At 63.7% G+C, this 25,673-nt stretch carries 20 protein-coding genes and 1 tRNA gene; 8 read left to right on the forward strand and 13 right to left on the reverse strand.

The annotated features are described in order from the left end of the window. Positions 1–15: 15 nt before the first annotated feature. Complete coding sequence (locus OCX61_RS24540; RefSeq protein WP_261941753.1) at positions 16–699, forward strand: OmpW/AlkL family protein; 684 nt, start codon at positions 16–18, stop codon at positions 697–699. Here the strand turns inward: OCX61_RS24540 and OCX61_RS24545 are convergent. Next, positions 687–1,880, reverse strand: a complete 1,194-nt coding sequence (locus OCX61_RS24545) for an MFS transporter (RefSeq protein WP_261941754.1) — start codon at positions 1,878–1,880, stop codon at positions 687–689. The genes OCX61_RS24540 and OCX61_RS24545 overlap by 13 nt on opposite strands. Before the next feature lie 103 nt (positions 1,881–1,983). Between OCX61_RS24545 and OCX61_RS24550 the strand changes: the two genes are divergently transcribed. Next, positions 1,984–2,427: a winged helix-turn-helix transcriptional regulator gene (locus tag OCX61_RS24550; protein WP_261941755.1), complete on the forward strand. Its 444-nt coding sequence runs from the start codon at positions 1,984–1,986 to the stop codon at positions 2,425–2,427. 143 nt (positions 2,428–2,570) lie between these two features. On the opposite strand, the gene pgnE is transcribed toward OCX61_RS24550, so the two are convergent. Then, positions 2,571–3,503 carry a UDP-N-acetylglucosamine epimerase PgnE gene (pgnE, locus tag OCX61_RS24555; RefSeq protein WP_261941756.1) on the reverse strand — a complete coding sequence of 311 codons (933 nt, stop codon included), beginning with the start codon at positions 3,501–3,503 and terminating at the stop codon, positions 2,571–2,573. Continuing rightward, positions 3,496–4,380, reverse strand: a complete 885-nt coding sequence (locus OCX61_RS24560) for a sugar nucleotide-binding protein (RefSeq protein WP_261941757.1) — start codon at positions 4,378–4,380, stop codon at positions 3,496–3,498. The genes pgnE and OCX61_RS24560 overlap by 8 nt, the downstream gene beginning before the upstream one ends. Before the next feature lie 260 nt (positions 4,381–4,640). On the opposite strand from OCX61_RS24560, the gene OCX61_RS24565 reads away from it, so the two are divergent. The 3 genes from OCX61_RS24565 to OCX61_RS24575 are packed head-to-tail and all read left to right on the forward strand — an operon-like array spanning position 4,641 to position 7,347. Beyond that, positions 4,641–5,681, forward strand: a complete 1,041-nt coding sequence (locus tag OCX61_RS24565) for a hypothetical protein (RefSeq protein ID WP_261941758.1) — start codon at positions 4,641–4,643, stop codon at positions 5,679–5,681. Between the two features lie 17 nt (positions 5,682–5,698). Further along, complete coding sequence (locus OCX61_RS24570; protein ID WP_261941759.1) at positions 5,699–6,493, forward strand: TSUP family transporter; 795 nt, start codon at positions 5,699–5,701, stop codon at positions 6,491–6,493. A gap of 8 nt (positions 6,494–6,501) precedes the next feature. Then, positions 6,502–7,347, forward strand: a complete 846-nt coding sequence (locus OCX61_RS24575; protein WP_261941760.1) for an alpha/beta hydrolase — start codon at positions 6,502–6,504, stop codon at positions 7,345–7,347. Positions 7,348–7,358: 11 nt separating this feature from the next. On the opposite strand, the gene OCX61_RS24580 is transcribed toward OCX61_RS24575, so the two are convergent. Continuing rightward, positions 7,359–8,168, reverse strand: coding sequence for a helix-turn-helix domain-containing protein (locus OCX61_RS24580; RefSeq protein WP_261941761.1), 810 nt, complete (start codon positions 8,166–8,168; stop codon positions 7,359–7,361). Positions 8,169–8,347: 179 nt separating this feature from the next. Between OCX61_RS24580 and OCX61_RS24585 the strand changes: the two genes are divergently transcribed. Both OCX61_RS24585 and OCX61_RS24590 read left to right on the forward strand, forming a co-directional pair. Continuing rightward, a complete protein-coding gene (locus OCX61_RS24585) occupies positions 8,348–9,790 on the forward strand; it encodes an alanine/glycine:cation symporter family protein (protein WP_261941762.1) in 1,443 nt (480 codons plus the stop codon). A gap of 72 nt (positions 9,791–9,862) precedes the next feature. After that, positions 9,863–10,849 (forward strand): asparaginase, encoded by a 987-nt coding sequence (locus OCX61_RS24590; RefSeq protein ID WP_261941763.1) that lies wholly within the window; start codon positions 9,863–9,865, stop codon positions 10,847–10,849. 82 nt (positions 10,850–10,931) lie between these two features. Here the strand turns inward: OCX61_RS24590 and OCX61_RS24595 are convergent. From OCX61_RS24595 to OCX61_RS24635, 9 genes are all read right to left on the reverse strand, one after another. After that, positions 10,932–11,027: transfer RNA gene (locus OCX61_RS24595), tRNA-Sec, on the reverse strand. A 6-nt stretch (positions 11,028–11,033) separates the two neighbouring features. Next, positions 11,034–12,956 carry a selenocysteine-specific translation elongation factor gene (gene selB / locus OCX61_RS24600; RefSeq protein WP_261944362.1) on the reverse strand — a complete coding sequence of 641 codons (1,923 nt, stop codon included), beginning with the start codon at positions 12,954–12,956 and terminating at the stop codon, positions 11,034–11,036. Further along, positions 12,953–14,380 (reverse strand): L-seryl-tRNA(Sec) selenium transferase, encoded by a 1,428-nt coding sequence (selA, locus tag OCX61_RS24605; RefSeq protein WP_261941764.1) that lies wholly within the window; start codon positions 14,378–14,380, stop codon positions 12,953–12,955. Before selA ends, selB begins: the two co-directional genes overlap by 4 nt. A gap of 162 nt (positions 14,381–14,542) precedes the next feature. Beyond that, complete coding sequence (gene fdhE, locus OCX61_RS24610) at positions 14,543–15,463, reverse strand: formate dehydrogenase accessory protein FdhE (RefSeq protein ID WP_261941765.1); 921 nt, start codon at positions 15,461–15,463, stop codon at positions 14,543–14,545. A 4-nt stretch (positions 15,464–15,467) separates the two neighbouring features. Beyond that, positions 15,468–16,124, reverse strand: coding sequence for a formate dehydrogenase subunit gamma (locus OCX61_RS24615; protein WP_110637807.1), 657 nt, complete (start codon positions 16,122–16,124; stop codon positions 15,468–15,470). Beyond that, positions 16,121–17,071 carry a formate dehydrogenase subunit beta gene (gene fdxH, locus OCX61_RS24620; RefSeq protein WP_261941766.1) on the reverse strand — a complete coding sequence of 317 codons (951 nt, stop codon included), beginning with the start codon at positions 17,069–17,071 and terminating at the stop codon, positions 16,121–16,123. The genes OCX61_RS24615 and fdxH overlap by 4 nt, the downstream gene beginning before the upstream one ends. Next, on the reverse strand, positions 17,071–20,139 hold the full coding sequence (fdnG, locus tag OCX61_RS24625) for a formate dehydrogenase-N subunit alpha (protein WP_261941767.1): 3,069 nt from the start codon (positions 20,137–20,139) through the stop codon (positions 17,071–17,073). The genes fdxH and fdnG overlap by 1 nt, the downstream gene beginning before the upstream one ends. A gap of 566 nt (positions 20,140–20,705) precedes the next feature. Then, a complete protein-coding gene (locus tag OCX61_RS24630) occupies positions 20,706–21,248 on the reverse strand; it encodes a single-stranded DNA-binding protein (RefSeq protein ID WP_027917840.1) in 543 nt (180 codons plus the stop codon). Between the two features lie 9 nt (positions 21,249–21,257). Beyond that, entirely contained in the window at positions 21,258–22,652 is a 1,395-nt protein-coding gene (locus tag OCX61_RS24635) for an MFS transporter (RefSeq protein ID WP_261941768.1), read from the reverse strand. A gap of 129 nt (positions 22,653–22,781) precedes the next feature. Between OCX61_RS24635 and uvrA the strand changes: the two genes are divergently transcribed. Then, the gene (gene uvrA / locus OCX61_RS24640) at positions 22,782–25,616 is read left to right on the forward strand and encodes an excinuclease ABC subunit UvrA (RefSeq protein WP_261941769.1); all 2,835 of its coding nucleotides are present in this window, start codon (positions 22,782–22,784) and stop codon (positions 25,614–25,616) included. The last annotated feature ends 57 nt before the right edge of the window (positions 25,617–25,673 follow it).

Below are 25,673 nucleotides of genomic sequence, written 5' to 3' on the forward strand. Positions count from 1 at the left end.
CCTTTGGGAGCTTCCATGAACAAGTCCTTGCTCGGTGCCTCGCTTGTGGCCCTTGCGCTCGCCGCCCCTGTTGCCCACGCCCACCAGGCGGGTGATGTCATCGTCCGCGCCGGTGCCATCACCACTGCCCCGAACGAAAACAGCGGCGACCTGAAATTCGACGGCAACAAGGTATCGGGCACCAAGGCGACCCTGGACAGCGACACCCAGCTGGGCCTGACCTTCGCCTACATGCTCACCGACCACGTCGGCCTGGAACTGCTGGCTGCGACGCCGTTCAAGCACAGCGTCGGCGTCAAAGGCCTCGGTGGCGGGCTGGACGGCAAGCTGGCCGACATCAAACAGCTGCCACCGACCCTGTCCGTGCAGTACTACCCGATGGAGCCGAACTCCAAGTTCCAGCCCTATGCCGGCGTCGGCATCAACTACACCCTGTTCTTCGACGAAGACCTGACCAGCGCGCGCAAGCAACAAGGCTTCAGCAACCTCAAGCTGCAGGATTCGGTGGGTATCGCCGGCCAGTTGGGCATGGACTACATGATCACCGACAACCTGCTGGTGAACGCCTCGGTCTGGTACGTCGACATCGATACCAAGGCCAGCGTCAACGGCCCGACCGCACTGGGCTACAGCAAGACCAAGGTCGACGTCGATGTCGACCCGTGGGTGTACATGGTCGGCCTTGGCTACAAGTTCTGACCTGAACACGGCAGGGCGGCTTCGGTCGCCCTTGCTCGTTGCCCCCATGACCAACACCCAAGTGCCAGCGCACTGATCACCATGCCCAGCCCGCATACCGCAACCCACCCCCAGCGCGCATACACCCAACTGGCCAGCACGGCCCCCAGGCCGCTGCCGATCGAGTAGCAACACATGTAGGCGCCAATCAAACGGCTGGCCATCGCGCCACGCCCCGCCAGCAACAGGCTCTGATTGGTGACATGCACCGCCTGCACGGCAAAATCCAGCATCAGCACGCCCAGCACGAACGCAGTCAGCGAGTGCCCGACCCAGGCTGTCGGTAACCATGACAGCGTCAACAAGGCCAGCGCCAGACCGGTGGTGCGCTCGCCCAGCCCTCGATCAGCCAGCCGACCGGCCCGCGACGCGGCCAGGGTGCCGGCGATACCCGCCAGGCCGAACAGGCCGATCTCGGTATGGCTGAGCGCCAGCGGTGGCGCACTCAAGGGCAGCACCATGGCACTCCACAGTACGCTGAACGCAGCGAAGATCAGCAGCCCGAACAACCCTCGTCGGCGCAGCAGGCTGTCGTGCCGGTACAACGTGAACAAAGCGCCGATCAATTGCCAGTAGCCAGGTCGTTGTGCGGGTAACTGGCTCTGGGGTAGCCAGCGCCAGAGCACCATAGCCATGAGCGTGAGCAGTGCCGCCGCCACGAAGTAGACACTGCGCCATCCCGCCAGGTCGGCGAGCGCCCCTGAGACCAGACGCGCCAGCAAGATACCCAGTACCACCCCGCTGGTGACCGTGCCCACCACTTGGCCCTGGCTGGCCGGAGTGGCGAGGGTTGCGGCGTGGGCGACCATCACCTGCACCATGACCGCCATCAGCCCGACCAGGGCCAGCGCTGCCAGCACAACCAGCCATTGCTGAGCCAGGCCAACACCGACCAAGGCCAGGGCGGCAACCAACAGCTGCACCAGCAGCATGCGCTTGCGCTCGATCAGATCGCCCAGGGGCACGATCAGGATCAACCCAAGGGCATAACCGGCCTGCGTCGCGCCAACCACCCAGCCGGTCTGCTGCTGTGCCACGCCCAGGTCGCGGGCCATCGACTCGAGCAAAGGTTGAGCGAAATAGACCGTGGCCACGGCCATGGCGCAGGTGGCGGCAAGCAGCAGGGTTATCCAGCGATTCATCGGGCTGACTCCTTCGCGCCTGGTTTCAATTTGAAACCACATGATGGATATTTAGCAAATGTGGTTTTAATCTGCAACCAGATGAACCACGCAGGTGCTGCCAATGCTCGATGAAGTGAACGCTCAATGCCCCATAGCCCGGGCGCTGGAAGTACTGGGTGACCGTTGGGCGCTGATGATCCTGCGCGATGCCTTTGATGGCTTGCGCCGTTTCAGCGAGTTCCAGAAGAACCTGGGGCTGGCGAAGAACATTCTGGCGTCGCGGCTGAAGTTGCTGGTGGAGAGTGGCTTGCTGGCGTTGCAGCCGGCGTCGGATGGCAGTGCCTACAAGGAATATGTGCTGACCGAAAAAGGGCGCTCGGTATTTCCGATCGTGGTTGGGTTGCGCCAGTGGGGGGAGCGGTTTTTGTTCGAGGCGGGGGAAGCGCGGTCGGAGTTGGTGGACAGCGCCAAGGGGCGGCCAGTCGGGATTCTGCAGGTGCGGGCCGAGGATGGCCGGCTGCTGGCGGCGGAGGATTGCCTGCGCAAGGTTGTGCGGCATACGTGAACCCTGTGGGAGCCGCGCTTGCCGGCGATGGGCCGCAAAGCGGCCCCGGCAATTTATGCAACAAGCTTGAAATCGTGGGGCCGCTTCGCGGCCCTTCGCCGGCAAGCGCGGCTCCCACAAGTACAGCGCACGCCCCAGCTATCTCAAGCCTTGCCGAGCAGCTTGGCCAAACCCTCGACCATCGGGGTCGGCTGCGGGAAGTCGAAACGCGCCAGCAACCGCTGGTTATCCGCCCGGGAATGGCGAATGTCACCCGAGCGCACCTGCCCGTAGCTGATTGCCGGCAAGCTGCCCACCACCTGCTCCAGTGCCTTGAGCATCTGGTTCAGCGAAGTCGCCTGGTTCAGGCCGACGTTCACCGCGCCCTCTTCCACCTGCGGTTGCTCCAGTGCCTGCACCATCACCTGCACCAGGTCGCCGACGTAGAGGAAGTCGCGGGTCTGCTCGCCATCACCAAACACGGTGATCGGCAAGCCTTGGGCCGCCCGCTCGCTGAAGATGCTGATCACCCCGGAGTACGGCGAGGAAGGGTCCTGGCGTGGGCCGAAGATGTTGAAGAAGCGGAATATCACCGGCTCCAGGCCATGCTGGCGGCGGTAGAAGTCCAGGTACTGCTCGCTGGCCAGCTTGTCCACCGCATAGGGCGTCAGCGGCGCCTTGGGCGTATCCTCGGCAATCGACTCACCTTCACCGTTGTTGCCGTACACCGCTGCGCTCGATGCAAAGAGCACGCGGCGCACGCCATGCACGCGCATGGCCTCGGCCACGTTGAGGGTACCGATGAAGTTGCTCTGGTGGGTCTTCACCGGGTCTTCGACCGACGCCTGCACCGACGCCACCGCAGCCAGGTGAACCACAGCACGGCAACCGGCGGCGGCGCGCTCAACCAGCTTGGCATCGGCGACATCGCCTTCGATCAGCTCGAGGTTTGGGTTGCCCAGTTGCAGGTTGTCGCGCTTGCCGGTGGAAAGGTCGTCGAGAATACGTACCGCATAGCCCTTGGCCAGCAACGCATCGCACAGGTGGGAGCCGATAAAGCCGGCGCCGCCGGTGATCAGGATGGGGGCATCAGCCATGGCGGTAGAATCGATCCAGTAGAGGTGGCAAGCCCGCGCGCCAGGCACGCGGCTTGATACCGAAAGTGTGAAGAATTTTCTTGCAGGCCAGTACCGCGTGCTGCGGCTCCTCGCTGGCATCCGGCCGCGCAGCATGGGCCTGAGGGGTCGGCGCCTGCACGGCCAGCTGACGGTACTGGCCGGCCTCGCTGAGAATCGCCTGGCCCAGCGCCAGCGGCGTGGTCGCCTCGTTGCCGGCGTAATGGTAGGTGCCCCACAGCGGCGCACTGCAATCAAGCTGCTTGAGCACCGACAGGATCACCCGCGCGGCGTCATCGACCGGCGTCGGGTTGCCACGGCGGTCGTCGGCCAGCAGCAGCTCCTGGGGTTGCTCGGCACGGGTCAGGAAGCGGCCCAGGGCACCGTCGATGCTCTCGTCCAGCAACCAGCCGAAGCGCAGCAGCACATGCTGCGGGCATGCCGCGCGCACGCTTTGCTCGATACGCCACAGGGCCTGGCCACGCTGGCCCAGCGGTACCGGTTCGTCTTTTTCGCTGTAGGCCGTGGCCCGCGAACCGTCGAACACCCGGTAGCTGGAAGGCTGTACCAGGGTGATCTGGTGGTGCTGGCACAACTCGGCCAATCGCTCCACAGCACGCTCCTGCAGGGCCAGGCGCTGGTCGCTGACCGACTCGGCCTGGAACCAGTCGAAGTAGTAGGCCAGGTTGACCAAGGCATCGGGGCGATGATCATCAAGCAGCTGAGTGAGGCTGGCCGGGGCCCAGCCGTTCTCCGGCGGGCGCGGTGCCAGGAATGCGATGTCCTCCTCGGCCCCGAGACGAATCAGCGCTTGCCCGAGGGCATTGCCACCACCCAACAGCATCAGGCGCATACGCATAGAGTCAGCAGATCCGAACAGGTTGATTGAGGGAGAGGGCCATTTTGCGGTTTCCTGGCCGGGAAGTCCAACACAGGGCCTGGCAACGCCCAAGGACGGTCAGGGCGTCGAACTTCAGACGCTCAGCTCCACGTCGGAGGAAGTTTCCTACACCACCTCGAGAAACAGCTGATTTCCATCTGGCGACCTACCTCCATTGAATAGCCGACTTCCCCACTTGCCAAGTGGGGGCTCATAAGAACAACTACAAGGAACGTTCAATGCCTCATCAGGAAATCGCCTACCTGGATTTCAACCATGAACAAAACCAAGCCATATCCTGGGCAAGCCTTGCCATGGCTGCATCGGGCGGACCAGAAGCCAAAGGCGTCGCACTCAAGGCTCGCGCATTCGCTCAGGAAATCGAAACAGTCTTGAGCGATGAACAGCGTGCCATGTTGCAGCGCTTCAGCGAAGGGCAACTTTGCGCATTGATTTACCGGCAGATGCCATGTGCTGACGATCCGATGCCCGAGCAGCTACCCGATATTTTCACCCTGGCGCACGATCCTCGCTGCCAATACCTCGCGTCGCGCAACCAATTGCTGTTGGAACTGGCACGCCATCGAAACTTTGCCTTCGATATTGACAACGAAGGCAAACAAGTACGTTTGGTCGGCAACTTCAAGGGCGGCGGCCGCGTCCCGCGTTTCGGCGAAGATACCAGCGCAAATGTTGAAACCAGCTCGCACGCAGGCCTGCGTCTGGGGCCTCACACCGAAGCGCCTTACAATTGCTCGACGATCGCCAGCCATGATCACTCCCCCGCCCCTTCAGCGCTGATCCTGACTGCACGCTGGAATCCCGCCAATGAACCCACACATGTATTCCCGCTCAGGGACATCATCAGACGCTTGGACGGACTGGAAGCGCTCGCGCTCACTTCAGCGTCCTTCGACTTCACCCGCAGTGACTGCTTCGCTCACGGACAAGGCAATGCTGGAGAAGGCATTTCCATACTGCAGTTCGAGGCCCATGGCGGATTTTCACTCCGTTACAACAGCTACCGCTTTTCGTTGAATGCGCGTGCCTGCAGTGCTGTCGCGGCCGCTTTCGAGCGCTTTCAAAAACTGCTGAGCGTCGCACAGCCACTGAGGTTCGTCCTCCAACCTGACACTGCACTGATGATCAACAACAGCCAAGCCCTGCACGGCCGCGATATCGTCCAGGACAACCGCCGGCTGCTGATTCGCCAGTTCGGATACTCCCGTCACGCAACACCGTTGGTACGGGTTGCCGACCCGCTGCTTGTTCGTGGCTGAGTGAAGGAGGACATCCCATGATCGAACTCGACCTGACACTTGTCATGACACTCGCCCTGGTTGCACTGATGGCTGGGTTTTTCGATGCCATTGCCGGGGGCGGAGGCCTGATTACCCTTCCGGTAATGTTTGTTGCTGGCATTGAGCCCTTGGCGGCAATTGCCACCAATAAATTCCAGGCGGCGTCGGCTACCGTCTCCGCTACATGCGCCTTTGCCCGCAAAGGCATGATTGACTGGAGGCGCAGCAGTCCGATGGCAATCATGTCATTTATTGGCGGGGCCACAGGGGCCTTGTCGGTAAGTTATGTACCTAAGAGCATTCTCCAGGCCTGCATCCCGTTCCTGCTGATAGCGGTAGCCGCCTATTTCGCGTTCAGCCCAAAACCCAATGAACAAGCACGCAAGGCAAAGATATCGACTAGCCTCTTCTGCGTGGCAGTGGCTCCGATCATTGGTTTTTATGACGGAATTTTCGGCCCCGGGGTTGGCTCGTTCTTCATGCTGGCCTGCGTGACGCTGCTCGGTCAGCACCTGATACAAGCGGTGTGCAACAGCAAACTGTTGAACGCGGCCTGCAATCTGGGCGCCTTGTCAGTGTTCACATTCAGCGGAGCGATCATCTGGCCACTGGCGCTGGCAATGGCATTGGCCGCGTTCGCGGGCGCACAGTTGGGCGCACGCTGCGCAGTACACTTTGGCCCACGGCTGATCAAACCGCTTTTGGTCTGTGTGTGTTGCATCATGGCGTTCAAACTGCTGTTCGATAGCGGCAATCCACTGGGCGAATGGTTACACAACATGTTCTTCTAACGAGCACCATGCACTTGCAAACGGGCACTCAGCAGCGTTCGAAATGGCAGTTCGACGAACCCGCTCCGGGACGGGAGCTGTTCATCGACGAACTGTTTGAAAACTACCGCCAGCAAGCCCGCTTGCTGGTGCCTGATATCGAGCGCGCACCTCCAGTATTCGTACTGGGTGGCGCACGCTCGGACTACACCCGGCTCAACCCTCTGATCTATCGACTGCAAGCCGCCGGGATCGGCTCGCTGACAGGCAACCTGTCCGGGCACAGCCATGCCAGCGAACCAGGGGCAGTGGCACCGTCATTGGCTATCAACCTTGAAGAGGCCCAGCGCTTTCACGCCCATATCGCAAACCGATGCCGCACGCTCATTGGCCATAGCCTGGGCGCCGCCATCGCCCTGAAGCTTGCGGCGCGCTTGCCGCAGGTTGAAAACATCGTGCTGATCTGCCCGGCAGTCTATCCAGACGAAGCTCACCAGGCGCCGTTCGGCCCGGCATTTACGGCGGCCATCAGCAAGCCCTATGGGTTTATGAACAGCGACAGTTACGCCTTCCTCCAACAGTTCCGAGGCAGAGTGCTGATGGTGATCGGTGAGTTCGACGGGCTCAACTCACAACGATTCGGCAAAGCGCCGGGCACCAGCGCGGGCAACCTGCGGCTGGCCGGTAGGGACCGTTACAGCCCGATCCCCGAAGAAGTCACCCAGGCCCTGATGCGAGCCGTTTCAGCGGAGCGCCTGCAATGCCTGTTTCTAACGGACTGCGACCATGGCATCGCCGCTCACCTGCGTACAGCTCCGGCAATTGCTGACCAGGTTGCCAACGCCGTGGAGGCATTCATCCTCGACGGCTCTTGACCCGTCAGGCATCACTCGATTTCGAAGAGCCCGTTGCTCAGCGGCCGCACGCTCAGCCGTTCGCGCACATCGTCATCGATCCGTGGATCGTCCGGCCGGTACAACCTGACCTGGCGATAGGCATTGATGCGGTTGATCTCCTCGCCCAGGTATTCCCACACCACGCGGGTGCAGGCCGGGTTGCGCCGGTCGCCGCTGGACACCCCGGCCTTCAGGCCGTTCAGGCGGGTGATGCGGCTCTTGAAGCTGGGGATGAGAATGGTCTGGCTCATCTCGTTGAAGGTAAGCGACTCGTAGTCGATGAGGAACATCCGGTCCTGCAACTGGAACGCTGCGCCCAGGTAGCGGCAGCGCACCTCGGCATGCTGGTCGGTAGCGCTGGAGCGCTCCTGGCGTTCCTGGCGCTCGAACAGGAAGCGGCCGCGCTCCTCCCACAGGTGCACCAGCGACACCAGGATGGTGCCCGGTACCGACATGCAGTTGGAATACTCGAAGTAATAACCGCAATAGCGCGACAGGTTGCCAGCGTGGTCGTGCAGCGGGCGGAACAGTTCGCTGATCGGATCGCCGGGCTGGTCGGTGACGGTCGATACGCGCGCGCCGATCAAGCGGGCGAACTGTTCGGCCGGCAGGTTCAGCTCGTAATCCTCGACACCAAAGAAATCACCGATGCGCTTGAGGTTGAAAGGCGTCGGACGGCTCTGGCCGCTCAGGTACTTGTTGAACTGCGCACGGTTGATCGAAAGCTGGCGGCAAACTTCCGAGATAGAGCGGTAGTGGCTGCAAGCCAGTTTGAGGTTGATAGCGAAATGATCGCTCATGACAGGGAACTCAGGTGAAGCGAATGACGCCATTCTAGCATCAAGTCGCACCAAATCAGAGCAACCCGCGAAATTGTAACCACTCTTGTCATGGCCAACCATGCGCCCCAACGAATAGCGGTGCGCCTGCCGTCCGCTCTTCATTCCATGCGAAGAATAAGAATCGAGGTCATTTTCCAATGCTCGAAGCACTCAACGATTTCCTTTCCGGGAAACTCCTCATCGTGCTGATCGTCGGTCTCGGCGGTTACTTCACCATCCGTTCGCGGTTCGTTCAGTTCCGCCACTTCGGCCACATGTTCGCCGTCTTCAAGGAATCGCTGCGTGGCCAGGCAGGCCAGCTGAGCTCCTTCCAGGCCCTGATGCTGAGCCTCGCCGGCCGTGTTGGCGCCGGTAACATCGCCGGTGTCGGTATCGCCGTGACCCTGGGTGGCCCAGGCGCGGTGTTCTGGATGTGGGTCACTGCTCTGGTCGGCATGGCCAGCAGCTTCTTCGAATGCACCCTGGCCCAGGTCTACAAGCGCGCCGACGGCGACGGCCTCTACCGTGGCGGCCCGGCCTACTACATTCAGCACGGCCTGAAGCGTAAAAGCATGGCCATCGTGTTCTCGATCCTGCTGCTGGTCACCTACGGCTTCGCCTTCATCGGCCTGCAGTCGTACACCGTGACCCACTCGCTGCAGAACGCCTTTGCCTTCGACCCGCGCCACACCGGCATCGTCCTGGCCGTGCTGCTTGCCATCACCTTCATCGGTGGCATCAAGCGCATCGCTGCAGTGTCGGACCTGCTGGTACCGATCAAGACCCTGGCCTACATCGGCGTGACCCTGTACGTGATCGGCACCCAGATCGAACACGTGCCGGCCATGCTGGAAACCATCTTCAAGAGCGCCTTCGGCCTCGACCCGGCATTCGGCGGCCTGCTCGGCAGCGCCATCGTCATGGGCGTGAAGCGTGGCGTGTTCGCCAACGAAGCGGGCCTGGGCAGCGCACCGAACGTGGCTGCCGTGGCTGCGGTGAAGCACCCGGGCGCCCAGGGCGTAGTCCAGGCCTTCAGCGTGTTCCTCGACACCTTCGTGATCTGCACCTGCACCGCGCTGCTGATCCTGCTGTCGGGCTTCTACACCCCAGGCTTCGAAGGTGACGGCATCGTCCTGACCCAGAACTCGCTGGCCGCCGTGGTCGGTGACTGGGGCCGCCTGTTCGTCAGCGTGGCACTGTCGCTGTTCGTGTTCACCTGCATCCTCTACAACTACTACCTGGGCGAGAACAGCCTGCAGTTCCTCAGCCGCAACCGCATCGTGCTGCTGGGCTTCCGTGCTCTGGTACTGGCGCTGGTGGTGTGGGGTTCGATGCAGGACCTGTCGACCGTGTTCGCCTTCGCCGACATCACCATGACCTGCCTGGCCTTCGTCAACCTGGTGGCCCTGGCCCTGCTGTTCAAGGTCGGCCTGCGGGTGATGCGCGACTACGATGACCAGCGCAAGGCAGGCATCCAGCAGCCGGTGTTCGACTCGTCGAAGTTTGCCGACCTGGACCTGGACCGCAACGCCTGGCCTGCCAATCCACAGGTGGAAACAGCCACTGACAAAGCAGTCGGCCAAGTTCAGCCGCAGCGCTGATATCCTGCCCTGCCCAGCCGCCCCGTCCGCGGGCGGCTGCTCTACCTCCGCTCACCGCTACGGATGCTTTCCATGCGTGCAGTCAAGAATCTCCTCGTCCTCTACACCGGTGGCACCATCGGCATGCTCGAAACCGCCGAAGGCCTGGCGCCGGCCGGTGGTTTCGATGCTCGGATGCGCGCACACCTCGCCGAACTGACCGATGCACCCCAGGTGCAGTGGACGCTGCAGGAAATGAACCCGCTGCTCGATAGCGCCAACATGCAGCAGCACAACTGGCTGGCGATGCGCGATGCCATCGTCGCGGCGGTGGACGCCGGCCATGACGGCGTGCTGGTGCTGCATGGCACCGACAGCCTGGCCTACAGCGCTGCGGCGCTGTCGTTCCTGTTGCTGGGCCTGGCGGTGCCGGTGCTGCTGACCGGCTCGATGCTGCCGGCCGGTGCGCCGGGCAGCGATGCCTGGGACAACCTGTGCGGGGCCCTGCGCCAGGTCGAGCAAGGCCTGGAAGATGGCGTGCAGCTGTACTTCCATGGCCAGCTGCTGCATGGCTGCCGGACGTCAAAGCTGCGCAGCGAGGCTTTCGACGCCTTCGCCGCGTTGCCGCGCCATCGTGAAGGCGAGCGCGCCGCCGAGTTGCCTGCTGCCCTGGGCTATCGCCAGCAGTGCCAGCCGGTCAACCTGGCGGTGATGCCGGTGTTCCCGGGCCTGCAAGCCAGCCACCTCAAGGCACTGCTCGACAGCGGTGTGCAAGGGCTGCTGCTGGAGTGCTATGGCAGTGGTACCGGGCCGTCCGATGACCAGGCATTGCTGGAAGTACTGCGTGCAGCGCGCCAGCGCGGTGTGCTGCTGGCTGCCATCAGCCAGTGCCCGGAAGGGTCGGTGGTGTTCGATACCTATGCGGCAGGTAACCGCTTGCGCGGCGCCGGGTTGGTGAGTGGTGGCGGCATGACCCGCGAGGCGGCGCTGGGCAAGATGTTTGCGCTGTTGGGCGCAGGGATGGATGTAAATGAAGCAGAGCATTGGTTTGCTCTGGACCTGTGCGGAGAACGAGCCTGACTATCGCCTGTCAGGGCCTCTTCGCGGCGGTTCGGCGCCCCGATGAACCCGCTCCCACAAAGGCCCTGCAGGGCAGTAAAAGTGGCGGAAGGCAGCGGGAGTCGAACCTGCCCGGGAACGGCTGCCGTCCCCAACCGGGTTTGAAGCCCGGCCGCGCCACCGGGCGCGATTGCCTTCCTTGAACTCAGTGCCTGGCCTGTTGCTGCGCCAGGGCGCTGTCGGCGCGGATGTAACGCTGGTCGGCCACCCTCCGGGTCAGGCCAAGGCGGTCGAAATACTCCAGAATCTGCACACTGCGCTTGCGACCGATGCCCAACATATCGCGAAATGCGGCAACCTGCACTATCGGCGTCTCGTTGGCCTGCCCCAGCAGCAGCTCTGCCATGCGCCGTAGCGTCACTTCAGGGTAGAACAGGTCGCGCACCACCTGATGCACCAGGCCCAACCGGGCCAGCTTGCGCAGCAGCAAGCGCACCTCCGCCTCCGCGCAGTTTTCTTCTGCGGCCAAGGTCCTGACCCAGGGCGGATCATATTGCCCTGCCAGCAACTTCGGCTGTAGCCGCGCCCACAGCGCGCTGTCGGCGGCGCTCAACTGCACCTTGTGATCAGGCAAATGCAGCCACGGCCCACTGCTGACTACCAACTGGTCATTGAGCAGCTCATCGAGCAGGCTGACAAATGCCGGGCGCTCCAGCGGCAAGGCGGCGAAGCGGCGCAAGCGGTCGCGGTCCGGGCCGAGCTGGTCAGGCTCCTGTTCGTGGAACCGCGCCAGCTGCTCCAGCACCTGATCCCGCAGTGCCTGCCACTGGCTTCTGGCAAACAGCAGCGGCCCCTGGCGCGTGGCCACTACCAGCACATCATTGGGCACTAACCAGGTTTCGCGCTGGCGATTGAACTGGCGCTCCAGGCGCTGCGGGTCGAGCCCCCCAAGCGCACTGGCGAGCAACGCTTGCAGTGCCTCCTCCAGGCCATCTGCATCGCGCAGCACCTGCAACTGGCGCAGGCGTTCGGCACTGCGGCGCTGGCGACTCGGCGCGAACGGGTCGAGCACCTTGCCACCGCCGAGAGTACGCTGGGCACGCTGGTCTCGCAGCACCAGACGGTCACCGTGAACCGCCTGCAACGGCGCGTTGAGCAGCAACTGGGCAAACATGCGCTGGCCGGCAGCCAGGGTTTCGCCCTCGAGCAAGGCCACCCGGGCGGTCACATCCTGGGTACCGAGGTGCACGTGAACGGCGCTGAAATGTTCGAAAACGCGGGTTTCACCGGGTAGCAGGCAGAGTTCGATATCCACCCGCACGCTGGGTGCATGCAGCCATTCGGGCACCAGCCAGTCGCCGCGGTGCACCTGCTCTACCGTCAGGCGTTCGGCGGCGATGTTCAGCGCCACCCGCTGGCCGGCCTCGGCCACCAGGGCCACCTGGTTCTGTGCGTGCAGGCCACGCACGCGCACCGGCTTGCCGGCCTTGCCCAGCAACAACGTATCACCCGCACTGACGCGCCCGGCCAGCGCCGTGCCAGTCACGACCACCCCGGCGCCGGTCACGGCGAAGGCGCGATCGACCGCCAGACGAAAGCCACCGCGCACGCTGCGCTGGCGTACCCGCACCTCGGCTTCCAGCAAGGCCCGGCGCAACACGTCGATACCTTGCCCGGTGATGCTCGACACGGGGAATTGCCGTGCCTTGGCATAGGGCCCCTCAGCCAGCAACGCTTTGACCTGCGCTTGCACCTCTGCCAGACGCGCCGGCTCGACCCGATCGCATTTGCTGATCGCCACCAGCGCCTGGGGTATACCCAACAACTCGATGATCGCCAGGTGCTCGCGGGTCTGCGGCATCACCCCGTCATCGGCGGCCACCACCAGCAGCACCAAGTCGATGCCATGGGCGCCAGCCAGCATGTTGTGGATAAACCGCTCATGGCCCGGTACATCGATGAACCCGGTCAACGCCGCCCCTTCGGCCAGCGCCGCATAGCGGTAGCCGAGGTCGATGGTCATGCCGCGGGCCCGCTCTTCCTGGCGCTGGTCACCGGCCTGGCCGGTGAGGGCCTGAAGCAGCGCGGTCTTGCCGTGGTCGATGTGGCCGGCGGTGCCGACGATCACCGCACTGGCCCCAGTTGCAAGACCGGCAGCTGCGCCAGCCACTGGGGCTCATCGTCGAGCTGGCGCAGATCAAGCCACAAGGCATCGTCATCGATGCGCCCGAGCACCGGCACCGGCAAGTCGCGCAGGGCACGCTCCAGCACATGCAGGCTGCGCCCGCGCAGCTTCTTCGACACCTGTGGGCGCAAGCACAACGCTGCACTCGGCAGGCGGGCCACCGGTTGGCTGCCACTGCCGATCATGCCCAGCGCCGGCTCGACACTGACCAGCCATTGCTCACCCAGGTGCGCCTTGAGTGCGGGAGCCAGGCGCTCGGCCTGGGCCTGGATCTCAGCCTGGCTGCGGGTGAGCAGGCGCAAGCTCGGCAGGCGCTCGGCCAGGCGGTCGGGGTTTCGGTACAGCGCCAGCACCGCCTCGAGTGCGGCGAGGGTGATCTTGTCGACGCGCAATGCGCGCTTGAGCGGGTTTTTCTTGATCCTGGCGATCAGTTCCTTGCGACCGACGATGATCCCGGCCTGGGGGCCACCCAACAGCTTGTCGCCGCTGAAGGTGACAATATCGGCGCCATCGACCAATGCCTGGCGCACCGTCGGTTCGGCGGGCAGGCCCCAGCGGGTGAGATCGAGCAGGCTGCCGCTGCCGAGGTCTTCGAGCAGTGGCAGTTCATGCTGGTGGGCGATACGCGCCAGGTCGGCAGTCGGTACCTGGTGGGTGAAGCCCTGAATGCTGTAGTTGCTGCAATGCACACGCATCAGCAGGCCGGTGCGCGGGCCGATGGCGGCTTCATAGTCACGGGCGTGGGTACGGTTGGTGGTGCCGATCTCATGCAACTTCACCCCGGCGCGGGCCATGATGTCGGGGATGCGAAAGGCGCCGCCGATCTCGATCAGTTCGCCGCGGCTGATGATGCCCTCCTTGCGCGCGCCCAGGCTGTTGAGCGCCAGCAGCACGGCAGCCGCGTTGTTGTTGACCACGGTGACGGCTTCGGCGCCGGTCAGCTCACGGATCAGGCCTTCGATCAGGTCGTCACGGTCGCCGCGCTTGCCGGTGGCCAGGTCGAATTCCAGGTTGAGCGGGTAGCGGGCGGCAGTCTGCATGGCCTCGACGGCCTCTTCGGGCAGCAGCGCGCGGCCCAGGTTGGTGTGCAGCACGGTGCCGGTGAGGTTGAACACGCGGCGGACCTGGCTGCGTTGCTGGATGGCAAGGCGTTCGCCGGTACGGCCGAGGAGGATTTCCGGGGCCAGCTCGGCACTGCCGAGTTCGCCGCTTAGGGCCGGGGCGCGCAGGTCGTCGAGCAACTGCCTGAGGGTGGCCAGTACGGCGTCGCGGCCATGGCGGTCGACCAGCGGCAGGCATGCCGGGTGGCGCAGAAGCGTGTCGATGGAGGGCAGGCGTGGGGTGTCGCTGGCGAGGCTGGAAGACATGCAGTACTACCTTGGACTGATCCGTTGTCTGTTCTGCCCTTTTCGCGGGCAAGCCCGCTCCCACAGGGTTCTCCACAGGTCTGGGAGCCTGCGCAGTTGTTTGTGGGAGCGGGTTTACCCGCGAAGCAGGCGACTCGGTATTACAGTGTAGACACTCACCTACTACCCAGGCGCGAACATCAGGTTCGGTGCCAGGCGATGGAGGCCCTCCTCGTCCAGGCGGATATCCAGCGCCAGGCTGGCCAGGTCGTCGGCCAGCGGCTCGGCCGCCGCATCGTTTTCCAGATAATTCTGCTTCAGGTAGCTCTCGCACCCCGGGCAACATTCGGCCCGTAGCGGCGCCTTGCCCGGCGCATATCGATCGTCTTCGAGGCTGGTGTAACGCAAATCCTTGCTCGACTCGCAATACACACACTTGACCCGCACCACATGCCACTCGCAGGCACACAGCGAACAGGCCAGGTAACGCAACCCGTTGTGCTTGCCACGGTTACGCACCACGCCGGCCATCGCTGGCGAACCGCAAGCCGGGCACTGGGCCAGGCTGCCGGCGGGCTTGAGTTCGGGGGCTGGCAGCGCCAGCAACCAGCTCGACCAGGCGGCCTGCAACGCGGCGCCAATGAACGGCACCAGCGCCGCCGGCAGCGCATCGTATTGCCCGCCGAGCAAGGCGATGCCCCAGCCCTTGCGCTGACTACCGTCACTGTCGCGAAGGGCTTGCAGCGCCTCGCCCAGCGGGCCACTGGCCTCGCTGTCGAAGTGCATGAGCAAGGTCTCCAACCACACCAGCCACTGGCCTTCGCGCACCAGGCTATCGGCTGCCAGCGGTGGCAGACCATGACTTATACACAGGCGCTGACGCTCCTCGGCCACAGGCAACTCGCTGGGAGGCTTATCCACAAGCTGCTGCTGGACGCGGCACAGTTTTGCGATCAGCCGCAGGTAATCAGCCAGTGCGCTGCCCTCGGCCAGGTGCTCAAGGCGCGCGGCGCGCAGTGCAAACAGGTTGGCAGGTGGCAGATGCAGAAACGGCGGCATCACTGCCGACGCTTCGATCTGCCCAGGTTCGAGTATCGTGCTCAAGCGCTCATCCTTCTTTGCGTCCATGGTTGCCTGGGGTCTTGTCACCGGTCACTTCGCGGTACCACAGCTCATGGTGCTTGCGCGCCCAGGCGCGGCTGACCCAGCCATGCAGCATGGCGCCGATCGAGCCCTTGATCCAGATACCGGCGTAGATGTGCACGATGATGCTGAGGATCAGCACGAACGCCGCCAGGGCATGGGCCAGCGCCGACAGGCGAATGACCTCGATGCCGAACAGGTGGCTGAAATACGCACGCCAGATCACCACGCCGCTGAGCAGCAGCACCAGCATGCACGCCAGCAGGGTCCAGAACAGCAGCTTCTGCCCGGCGTTGTACTTGCCGATCGGCGGTACGCCCTCCTCCTTGTTGAGCATCACCCGGTCCACGCGGCGCAGCCACAGGCGGTCGTTGGCGGTGATGAAGTTGGCGCGCCAGAAACGGAACACCAAGCCGAGGAAGAACACGAACATCGCCACCCCCAGGAACGGGTGCAGGATGCGCGTCCATGGCCCGCCACCGAACAGATGGCTGAGCCAGAACAGCGCCGGGTGGAACAGCGCCAGCCCGGAGAGCCCCGCCGTCATGAACAGGATCGCGACGATCCAGTGGTTGGTCCGCTCGTTGGCGTTGTAGCGCAGGATGGGTTTGTTGTCGTTCATGGCCGCTGCTCCCCTTGCCCACCGGGCTTGGTCGGATCATAGACATGCACCGACGGGTCCACCTGATGCACGCTGTCGTCCGGCGGTGTGGGGTGCTCGTCCTCTTCCACCCGCTGTGGCCCCACCCGCACGTAGTGGAAGAACCCGGCCAGCACCGCCGCGCCCATGGCCAACAGCGCCAGCGGTTTGGTGAAGCCTTTCCACAGCCCCACCAGCGGGCTGATCACCGGCTGGTCAGGCAGGCCGGCGTACAGCTTGGGCGTGTCGGCATGGTGCAGCACATACATCACGTGGGTGCCGCCGACGCCGTCCGGGTCGTACAGCCCGGCCTTGTCGTAACCACGCGATTTGAGGTCGACGATGCGCTCGGCGGCATGCACTTTCATCTCATCCTTGCTGCCGAACACGATCGCCCCGGTCGGGCAGGTTTTCACGCAGGCCGGCTCCAGGCCCACGCTCACGCGATCGGAACACAGGGTGCACTTGTACGCCTTGTGGTCCTTCTGCGAGATGCGCGGAATGTTGAACGGGCAGCCGGTGATGCAGTAGCCGCAACCGATGCAGTGGTCCTGGTTGAAGTCGACGATACCGTTGGCGTGCTTGATGATCGCCCCCGGGCTCGGGCAGGCCTTCAGGCAACCTGGGTCGGCGCAGTGCATGCAACCGTCCTTGCGGATCAGCCACTCCAGGTTGCCGTCGTCGCGCTCGTGCTCGGTGAAGCGCATCAGGGTCCAGGTCTCGGCGGTGAGGTCCTGGGGGTTGTCGTAGGTGCCGTGGTTGTGGCCGACCTCGTCACGCAGCTCGTTCCACTCGGAACACGCCACCTGGCAGGCCTTGCAGCCGATGCACTTGGTGGTGTCGATCAGCTTGGCAACCTCCTCCAGCTGGCGTACCGAGGGCGGAACGGTGGTGGTGGCCGAGCGGGCGATGATGTCTTGGCTGGCCATCAGAGTTTCTCCACTTTGACGAGGAACGACTTGGACTCCGGCGTCTGGGTATTACCGTCACCGAGGAACGGCACCAGGGTGTTGGTCAGGTAGCCATGCCGCGTGGTCCCGGTGAAGCCCCAGTGCAGCGGGATGCCGATCTGGTGGACGGTCTGGTTGTTGACCTGCAGCGGGCGAATCCGCTTGGTCACCACGGCCACCGCATCGATGTGCCCGCGCTTGCTCGACACCCGCACCCGGTCACCGGCCTTGATGCCTTTCTCGTTGGCCAGCACCTCGCCGATCTCGACGAACTGCTCGGGCTGGGCGATGGCGTTGAGGCGGCAGTGCTTGCTCCAGAAGTGGAAGTGCTCGGTCAGCCGGTAGGTGGTCGCCGCATAGGGGAACTCGTCGTGCTTGCCGAGGGTGTCCCACACCGAATCGAAGATCCGCCCGGCCGGGTTGCTGGTGGCCTTCTTGTTCTGCGGGTGCAGCGGGTTGATGCCAATCGGCGTCTCGAACGGCTCGTAGTGCTCGGGGAACGGGCCTTCGGCCATCTTGTCGATGGCGAAGAAGCGCGCCACGCCTTCGGGGTTCATGATGAACGGGTTCATCCCTGCCTCGGGCGGCGAGTCGACCTTGAAGTCGGGCACGTCGGTGCCGGTCCAGGCCTTGCCGTTCCACCACACCAGGCGCTTCTTCTCCGGGTCCCACGGTTTGCCTTGCGGGTCGCTGGAAGCACGATTGTAGAGAATGCGGCGGTTGGCCGGCCAGGCCCACGCCCAGTTCTGCACCTGGTGCATGCCGTACGGGTCGCTGTTGTCACGGCGGGCCATCTGGTTGCCCTGCTCGGTCCAGCAGCCGGCGAAGATCCAGCAGCCGGACGCGGTACTGCCGTCGTCCTTCAGCTGACCGAAGCCCGACAGTTGCTGGCCGGCCTTGAGCGTGGCACCGGTAGCGTCGGTGAGGTCGGTGACTGCCCAGCCGTTCATCTCCTTGGCCAGCTCCTCAGGCGATGGCTCTTCAGGGATCTTGTACGGCCAGTGGATGTTCATCATGGCGTCGGGATAGGCGCCGCCCTCGGCCTGGTAGCGCTTGCGCAGGCGAATGAACAACTCGCTCATGATCTGCACGTCGGTACGGGTCTCGCCCGGGCCGTCAGCGCCCTTCCAGTGCCACTGCAGCCAGCGGCTACTGTTGACCAGCGAACCGTCCTCCTCGGCGAAACAGGTGGTGGGCAGGCGGATCACCTCGGTCTGGATATTGGCCGTGTCGACGTCGTTGAACGGCCCGGCATTGCGCCAGAACTCCGAGGTTTCGGTGGCCAGCGGGTCCATGATCACCAGCCACTTGAGCTTGCCGAGGGCCGCCGTGACGCGGTTCTTGTCCGGCAGCGCGGCGATCGGGTTGAAGCCCTGGCACATGTAGCCATTGACCTTGCCCTGGCCCATCATCTCGAACATGCGCAGCACGTCGTAGGCCGGCACGTCGAGCTTGGGCAGCCAGTCATAGCCCCAGTTGTTTTCTGCTGTTGCGTTTGGCCCGTACCAGGCCTTCATGAGGCTGACGTGGAACTTGCCGTAGTTCTGCCAGTACGACAGTTGCCCTGGACGCAGCGGCTTCGACGCACGCTTGTCGATGTAGGCCGCGTAGTCCTGCTCGGCGTCGCCGGCCAGGGTCAGGTAGCCCGGCAGCGAGTTGGACAGCAGGCCGAGGTCGGTCAGGCCCTGGATGTTGGAGTGCCCGCGCAAGGCGTTGACCCCGCCGCCCGGCATACCGACGTTGCCCAGCAGCAGCTGGACCATGGCCGCACTGCGGATGATCTGCGCGCCGATGGAATGCTGCGTCCAGCCCAGTGCATAGAGGATCGTCATGGTCTTGCCCGGTACCGAGCAAGTGGCGATCTCTTCCCAGACCTTCATCATGGCGTCCTGCGGCATGCCGCAGGTCATGCTCGCCAGTTCCGGCGTATAGCGGCTGTAGTGCTGCTTCATCAACTGGAACACGCAGCGCGGGTGCTGCAGGGTCGGGTCAACCTTGGCGAAGCCGTCCTCGCCCAGCTCGTAACCCCAGCCGGACTTATCCGCATACACGCGCTTGGCCTCGTCGTAGCCGCTGAACAGCCCGTCCTCGAAGCCATAGTTCTCTTTGACGATGAACGACACGTCGGTGTAGTTGCGCACGTACTCGTGCTGGATCTTGTCGTTGCTCAGCAGGTAATTGATCAGCCCGCCCATGAAGGCGATGTCGGTACCGGTACGGATCGGCGCGTAGAAGTCCGCCACCGAAGCGGTACGGGTAAACCGCGGGTCGACCACGATCAGCCGCGCCTGGTTGTGCGCCTTGGCTTCGGTCACCCATTTGAAGCCGCACGGGTGCGCTTCTGCTGCGTTGCCACCCATCACCAGGACCAGATTCGCGTTGGCGATATCGGACCAGTGGTTGGTCATGGCGCCACGGCCGTACGTCGGGGCAAGACTTGCCACCGTCGGGCCATGTCAGACACGTGCCTGGTTGTCGAACCCCAGCATGCCTGTTGCGCGGACGACCTTGTGGGTCAGGTAGCCGGCCTCGCTGGAGGCGGCGGAGGCAGCGAGGAAACCGGTGGTAAGCCAGCGGTTGACGGTTTGCCCCTGGGCGTTCTTCTCGATGAAGTTGGCGTCGCGGTCCTTTTTCATCAAGTCGGCGACGCGGTCCAGTGCTTCATCCCAGCTGACCCGCACCCACTCATTGCTGCCCGGCTTGCGCATCTCTGGGTACTTGAGACGGCTGGGGCTGTGGATAAAGTCGAGCAGGCCGGCACCTTTCGGGCACAGGGTGCCGCGGTTGACCGGGTGATCGGCGTCGCCTTCGATGTGGATGATGTTCTGTTTGACGTTTTTGCCCGCATCACCCTGGCTGTACATGATCAGGCCGCAGCCGACCGAGCAGTAGGGGCAGGTGTTGCGGGTTTCTTTGGTGTGCGCCAGCTTGAAGTGACGCACCTGCTCGGCGAAGGCCGGCGTCGGGGCCATGCCCAACGCCGCCAGGCTCGAACCTCCAAGGCCGACGGCGGCGACCTTGAAGAACTGCCGACGGTTGAGATCCATCGTGCACTCCTGATCAGGTGGTGGACGCACGGAACATGGCCGGCGCCTCTTGGTAGTCACGGTGGCGGCTTTTTGATGGCTGCCGATAGGTAAGACTAGTCAAGAAACGAGAAGGTGCGATGACATGGATCAGGAGGTGTGAGGATTGATTGTGTCTGGGGGTTGCGTTGGGGCTGCCGGGTGCATGCCTTGAGTTCTAAGGCGCCTGTGAGACCGAGCGCCGCCCGCGCGGCGCATCGCGAGCTGCGCTCGCTCCTACGTTTGTTTCTGGCCAGTAACGCCTGTGGCAGGCGCACGCGACCGCCTTGTTGGTACGACGCGATATCGCGCCATGCGCCAAGGCGTTCGCGCGCAAATCCCACAGGATTAATTGGCCCGAAACAAACGTAGGAGCGAGCGCAGCTCGCGATGCGCCGCGCGGGCGGCGCTCGATCTCATAGGCGCCAAACATGTTGTGGCGAGCACCTGGCAGCCCTCACCTTCTCTACTGGCATGCATGCCAGCCATAAAAAAACCCAGAGCAACTGCCCTGGGTTTCTGGTCTAGCTAGACGCCTAACCGCTCAATCAGAACGGAATATCGTCATCAAAGCTGTCAAAGTCAGCCGCCGGCTGCGGCGCAGGCTGCTGCGGCGCCGGGCGCTGTTGCTGCTGCGGGCGCTGGGCCTGCTGGCGTGGCGGAGCCTGGTTGTACTGTTGCTGCTGGCCGCCACCGTAGTTGCCGCCACCCTGGTTGTACTGGTCGCCGCCGCCTTGCTGGCCCTGCGGGCGGCCGCCGAGCAGCTGCATGGTGCCGTTGATGTCGACGATGATCTCGGTGGTGTAACGCTTGATGCCGTCCTTTTCCCACTCGCGGGTCTGCAGCTTGCCCTCGATGTAGCACTGCGAACCCTTGCGCAGGTACTCGCCGGCGATTTCGGCAACCTTGCCGAACAGCGACACACGGTGCCACTCGGTACGCTCGACCTTCTGGCCCGACTGCTTGTCGGTCCACTGCTCGCTGGTGGCCAGGCTCAGGTTGGTCACGGCGTTACCGTTGGGCAGGTAGCGGACTTCGGGATCCTGGCCACAGGTGCCGACCAGAATGACTTTGTTAACCCCACGGGCCATAACGTTCTCCTAGGCTTCGCACGCCGAAGAGGCTGGATTCACCAGTCGCTCGAGGGTCGCACGGTCCAAAATTTTCGTATCCAGTTTGATATAGATGGCGGCTTCATCTGCCACCACCACAGCGTCGGTCACACCCGGCACGGCCATCAGGCGCTCGGTCAAGCCGGCTTCCCGAACTGCCTCTGGCGTCAGCGGCATGCGCAGGCTGGTCACATAGGGTGGCTCGTTCATGCGCAAGGCGACGACCAACCAGATGGCACACAAGATTGCGCAGCCGAGGAACACCATGTTCAGCCCGCCGTGCTGGAACAGCCAGCCACCCAGGATTCCTCCCAGGGCGGCACCGAGGAACTGGCTGGTGGAGTACACCCCCATCGCCGTCCCCTTGCCACCGGCAGGCGACACCTTGCTCACCAGCGAAGGCAACGAGGCCTCCAGCAGGTTGAATGCGGTAAAGAATACCACGGTGCCAATCACCAGTCCGCGCAAACCGTCAGCCCACTGCCAGAAGAACACTTCCGTCAGCAGCAGGACACTGACCGCACCAGCCAGGACACGTTTCATCTTGCGCTTTTTTTCGCCGTAGATGATGAACGGGACCATTGCAAAAAATGAGATGAACAAGGCGGTCAGGTACACCCACCAGTGCTGCTCTTTCGGCAGGCCGCCGCGCTCGACGAAGGCCAGCGGCAGTGCGACGAAGCTGGCCATGAGGATGGCGTGGAGGATGAAGATACCCACGTCCAGGCGCAGAAGGTCCGGATGGCGCAGGGTCGGGCCGATGGCCTGGCGCGCCACACCGGATTCGCGGTGCTGCAGGATGCTGTGGGTGTTGGGCACGACAAAGGCGATCAGCAGGATACCGACCAGGGCAAGTCCCGCAGTGGCCAGGAACAATCCTGACAAACCAAAGGCACTTGTCAGCAATGGGCCTACGACCATGGCAACGGCGAACGACAAACCGATGCTCATGCCGATCATGGCCATGGCCTTGGTCCGGTGTTGCTCGCGGGTCAGGTCGGACAGCAGTGCCATGACCGCCGCGGAAATCGCCCCGGCGCCCTGCAGGATTCGCCCGGCGATCACGCCCCAGATGGAGTCGGCCTGGGCCGCCAGTAGGCTGCCCAGGGCAAAGACCACCAGCCCCAGGTAAATCACCGGGCGGCGGCCAATGCGGTCGGAAATCATCCCGAACGGGATCTGCAATACTGCCTGGGTCAGGCCATAGGCGCCAATGGCAAGGCCGATCAGCGCGGGCGTGGCGCCGGCCAGGTCCATGCCGTAGGTGGCCAGCACCGGCAAGACCATGAACATGCCCAGCATACGAAAGGCAAAGACCAGGGCCAGGCCGCCAGCAGCGCGGGTTTCGCCGCTGCTCATGCGCTCGTTGAGGGTGTCGTGCATGGATAAACCTCGTGTGAACCGGCGGCGATTCTATCAGTCCGACAGCTTGACGGCATCTACGCGACGCTTTGCCGCGTACTGGCAGCGCGCCGTATACTTCCTTGTTTATGCCCGCCGAGCGAGGCCGCAGTGGACAAGATCCTGATTCGTGGGGCGCGTACCCACAACCTGAAGAACATCGACCTGACCCTGCCGCGGGACAAGCTGATCGTGATCACCGGCCTGTCCGGATCCGGCAAGTCGTCCCTGGCGTTCGACACCCTCTATGCCGAAGGCCAGCGCCGTTACGTGGAGTCGCTGTCGGCCTATGCCCGGCAGTTTCTGTCGATGATGGAAAAGCCCGATGTCGACACCATCGAAGGCCTTTCGCCGGCCATTTCCATCGAACAGAAGTCAACCTCGCACAACCCGCGCTCCACGGTCGGCACCATCACCGAGATCTACGACTACCTGCGCCTGCTGTATGCCCGCGTCGGAACGCCGCGCTGCCCGGACCACGACATTCCGCTGGAAGCGCAAACGATCAGCCAGATGGTCGACCTGGTGCTGGAGCGCCCGGAAGGCAGCAAGCTGATGCTGCTGGCGCCGGTAGTGCGCGAGCGCAAGGGCGAGCACCTGGCGGTGTTCGACGAGCTGCGCGCCCAGGGCTTCGTCCGTGCACGGGTCAACGGCAAGCTCTATGAGCTCGACGAACTGCCCAAGCTGGACAAGCAGAAGAAACACAGCATCGACGTGGTGGTGGACCGTTTCAAGGTCCGTGCCGACCTCCAGCAGCGCCTGGCCGAGTCATTCGAGACCGCACTGAAGCTGGCCGACGGCATCGCCCTGGTGGCGCCCATGGACGAAGAACCCGGCGAAGAGATGATCTTCTCCGCTCGCTTCGCCTGCCCGGTGTGCGGCCATGCGATCAGCGAGCTGGAGCCGAAGCTGTTCTCCTTCAACAACCCGGCTGGTGCCTGCCCGACCTGCGACGGCCTGGGAGTGAAGCAGTTCTTCGACACCAAGCGCCTGGTCAACAGCGAGCTGACCTTGGCCGAAGGCGCGATTCGCGGCTGGGACCGGCGCAATGTGTACTACTTCCAGATGCTCGGCTCGCTGGCCGCGCATTACGGCTTCAGCCTGGAGGAGCCGTTCGGCGAACTGTCGGCCGAGCATCAGAAAGTCATCCTCCAGGGCAGCGGCAAGCAGAGCGTCGACTTCAAGTACCTCAACGACCGCGGCGACATCGTCAAGCGCTCGCACCCGTTCGAAGGCATCGTGCCGAACCTGGAGCGCCGCTACCGCGAGACCGAATCGGCTACCGTGCGTGAAGAGCTGGCCAAGTTCCTCGGCACCCAGCCCTGCCCGGATTGCCGCGGCACCCGCCTGCGCCGCGAGGCGCGCCATGTATGGGTTGGCGAGAAGACCCTGCCGGCGGTGACCAACCTGCCGATCGGCGAAGCCAGCCACTACTTCGGCGAACTGACCCTGACCGGCCGCCGTGGCGAGATCGCGGCAAAGATCCTCAAGGAAATCTGCGAGCGCCTGCAGTTCCTGGTCAATGTGGGCCTGGACTACCTGACCCTGGACCGCAGCGCCGATACGCTGTCGGGTGGCGAAGCCCAGCGTATTCGCCTGGCCAGCCAGATCGGCGCCGGCCTGGTCGGGGTGATGTATATCCTCGATGAACCGTCCATCGGTCTTCATCAACGCGACAACGACCGCCTGCTGGCCACCCTCAACCACCTGCGCGACCTGGGCAACACCGTGATCGTGGTGGAACACGACGAGGACGCCATTCGCCTCGCCGACTACGTGGTCGACATCGGCCCGGGTGCCGGGGTGCACGGTGGCCAGATCGTCGCCGAGGGTACGCCGCAGGAGGTCATGGACCACCCTGACTCATTGACCGGCAAGTACCTGTCCGGGCGCAAGAAGATCGTCGTGCCGGCCCAGCGCACCCCGCGCAACAAGAAGTTGCAGCTCAAGCTCAAGGGCGCGCGTGGCAACAACCTGCAGAACGTCGACCTGGAAGTGCCGATCGGCCTGCTGACCTGTGTGACCGGCGTGTCCGGCTCGGGCAAGTCGACGCTGATCAACAATACCCTGTTCCCCCTCGCCGCCACCGCCCTCAATGGTGCGACCAGCCTGGAAGCCGCGCCGCACAGCAGCATGGACGGCCTGCAGCACCTGGACAAGGTGGTGGACATCGACCAGAGCCCGATCGGCCGTACACCGCGCTCGAACCCGGCGACCTACACCGGCATCTTCACGCCGATCCGCGAGCTGTTCTCCGGCGTGCCGGAATCGCGCTCGCGCGGCTACGGCCCGGGGCGTTTTTCGTTCAACGTCAAGGGTGGCCGTTGCGAGGCCTGCCAGGGCGATGGCTTGATCAAGGTGGAGATGCACTTCCTGCCGGATATCTACGTGCCCTGCGACGTGTGCAAGAGCAAGCGCTACAACCGCGAAACCCTGGAGATCAAGTACAAGGGCAAGAACATCCACGAGGTGCTGGAAATGACCATCGAGGATGCCCGCGAGTTCTTCGATGCGGTGCCGGCGCTGGCGCGCAAGCTGCAGACGTTGATGGACGTGGGCCTGTCGTACATCAAGCTGGGCCAGTCGGCGACCACCTTGTCCGGTGGCGAGGCGCAACGGGTGAAGCTGTCGCGTGAGTTGTCCAAGCGTGATACCGGCAAGACCTTGTACATTCTCGATGAGCCAACCACCGGCCTGCACTTTGCCGACATCCAGCAGTTGCTGGATGTACTGCATCGCCTGCGCGACCACGGCAACACCGTCGTGGTGATCGAACACAACCTGGATGTGATCAAGACTGCAGACTGGCTGGTGGACCTGGGCCCGGAGGGTGGTTCCAAGGGTGGGCAGATCATCGCCTGCGGTACCCCGGAAGAACTCAGCAAGATGAAACAGTCGTATACCGGGCACTACCTCAAGCCACTGCTGGAGCGTGACCGGGCCTGAGAACCGTCGATGGCATGAAAAAGCCCCTGGTACCGTTGGTGCCAGGGGCTTTTTTGT

It is taken from the genome of Pseudomonas sp. LRP2-20, from assembly GCF_024349685.1.
Taxonomy (GTDB): domain Bacteria; phylum Pseudomonadota; class Gammaproteobacteria; order Pseudomonadales; family Pseudomonadaceae; genus Aquipseudomonas.

Coding starts and splice junctions, on each gene's coding strand:
- OCX61_RS24540 (WP_261941753.1), top strand. CDS start 16: ATGAACAAGTCCTTGCTCGGTGCCTCGCTTGTGGCCCTTGCGCTCGCC.
- OCX61_RS24545 (WP_261941754.1), bottom strand. CDS start 1,880: ATGAATCGCTGGATAACCCTGCTGCTTGCCGCCACCTGCGCCATGGCC.
- OCX61_RS24550 (WP_261941755.1), top strand. CDS start 1,984: ATGCTCGATGAAGTGAACGCTCAATGCCCCATAGCCCGGGCGCTGGAA.
- pgnE (WP_261941756.1), bottom strand. CDS start 3,503: ATGGCTGATGCCCCCATCCTGATCACCGGCGGCGCCGGCTTTATCGGC.
- OCX61_RS24560 (WP_261941757.1), bottom strand. CDS start 4,380: ATGCGTATGCGCCTGATGCTGTTGGGTGGTGGCAATGCCCTCGGGCAA.
- OCX61_RS24565 (WP_261941758.1), top strand. CDS start 4,641: ATGCCTCATCAGGAAATCGCCTACCTGGATTTCAACCATGAACAAAAC.
- OCX61_RS24570 (WP_261941759.1), top strand. CDS start 5,699: ATGATCGAACTCGACCTGACACTTGTCATGACACTCGCCCTGGTTGCA.
- OCX61_RS24575 (WP_261941760.1), top strand. CDS start 6,502: ATGCACTTGCAAACGGGCACTCAGCAGCGTTCGAAATGGCAGTTCGAC.
- OCX61_RS24580 (WP_261941761.1), bottom strand. CDS start 8,168: ATGAGCGATCATTTCGCTATCAACCTCAAACTGGCTTGCAGCCACTAC.
- OCX61_RS24585 (WP_261941762.1), top strand. CDS start 8,348: ATGCTCGAAGCACTCAACGATTTCCTTTCCGGGAAACTCCTCATCGTG.
- OCX61_RS24590 (WP_261941763.1), top strand. CDS start 9,863: ATGCGTGCAGTCAAGAATCTCCTCGTCCTCTACACCGGTGGCACCATC.
- selA (WP_261941764.1), bottom strand. CDS start 14,380: ATGTCTTCCAGCCTCGCCAGCGACACCCCACGCCTGCCCTCCATCGAC.
- OCX61_RS24615 (WP_110637807.1), bottom strand. CDS start 16,124: ATGAACGACAACAAACCCATCCTGCGCTACAACGCCAACGAGCGGACC.
- fdxH (WP_261941766.1), bottom strand. CDS start 17,071: ATGGCCAGCCAAGACATCATCGCCCGCTCGGCCACCACCACCGTTCCG.
- OCX61_RS24630 (WP_027917840.1), bottom strand. CDS start 21,248: ATGGCCCGTGGGGTTAACAAAGTCATTCTGGTCGGCACCTGTGGCCAG.
- OCX61_RS24635 (WP_261941768.1), bottom strand. CDS start 22,652: ATGCACGACACCCTCAACGAGCGCATGAGCAGCGGCGAAACCCGCGCT.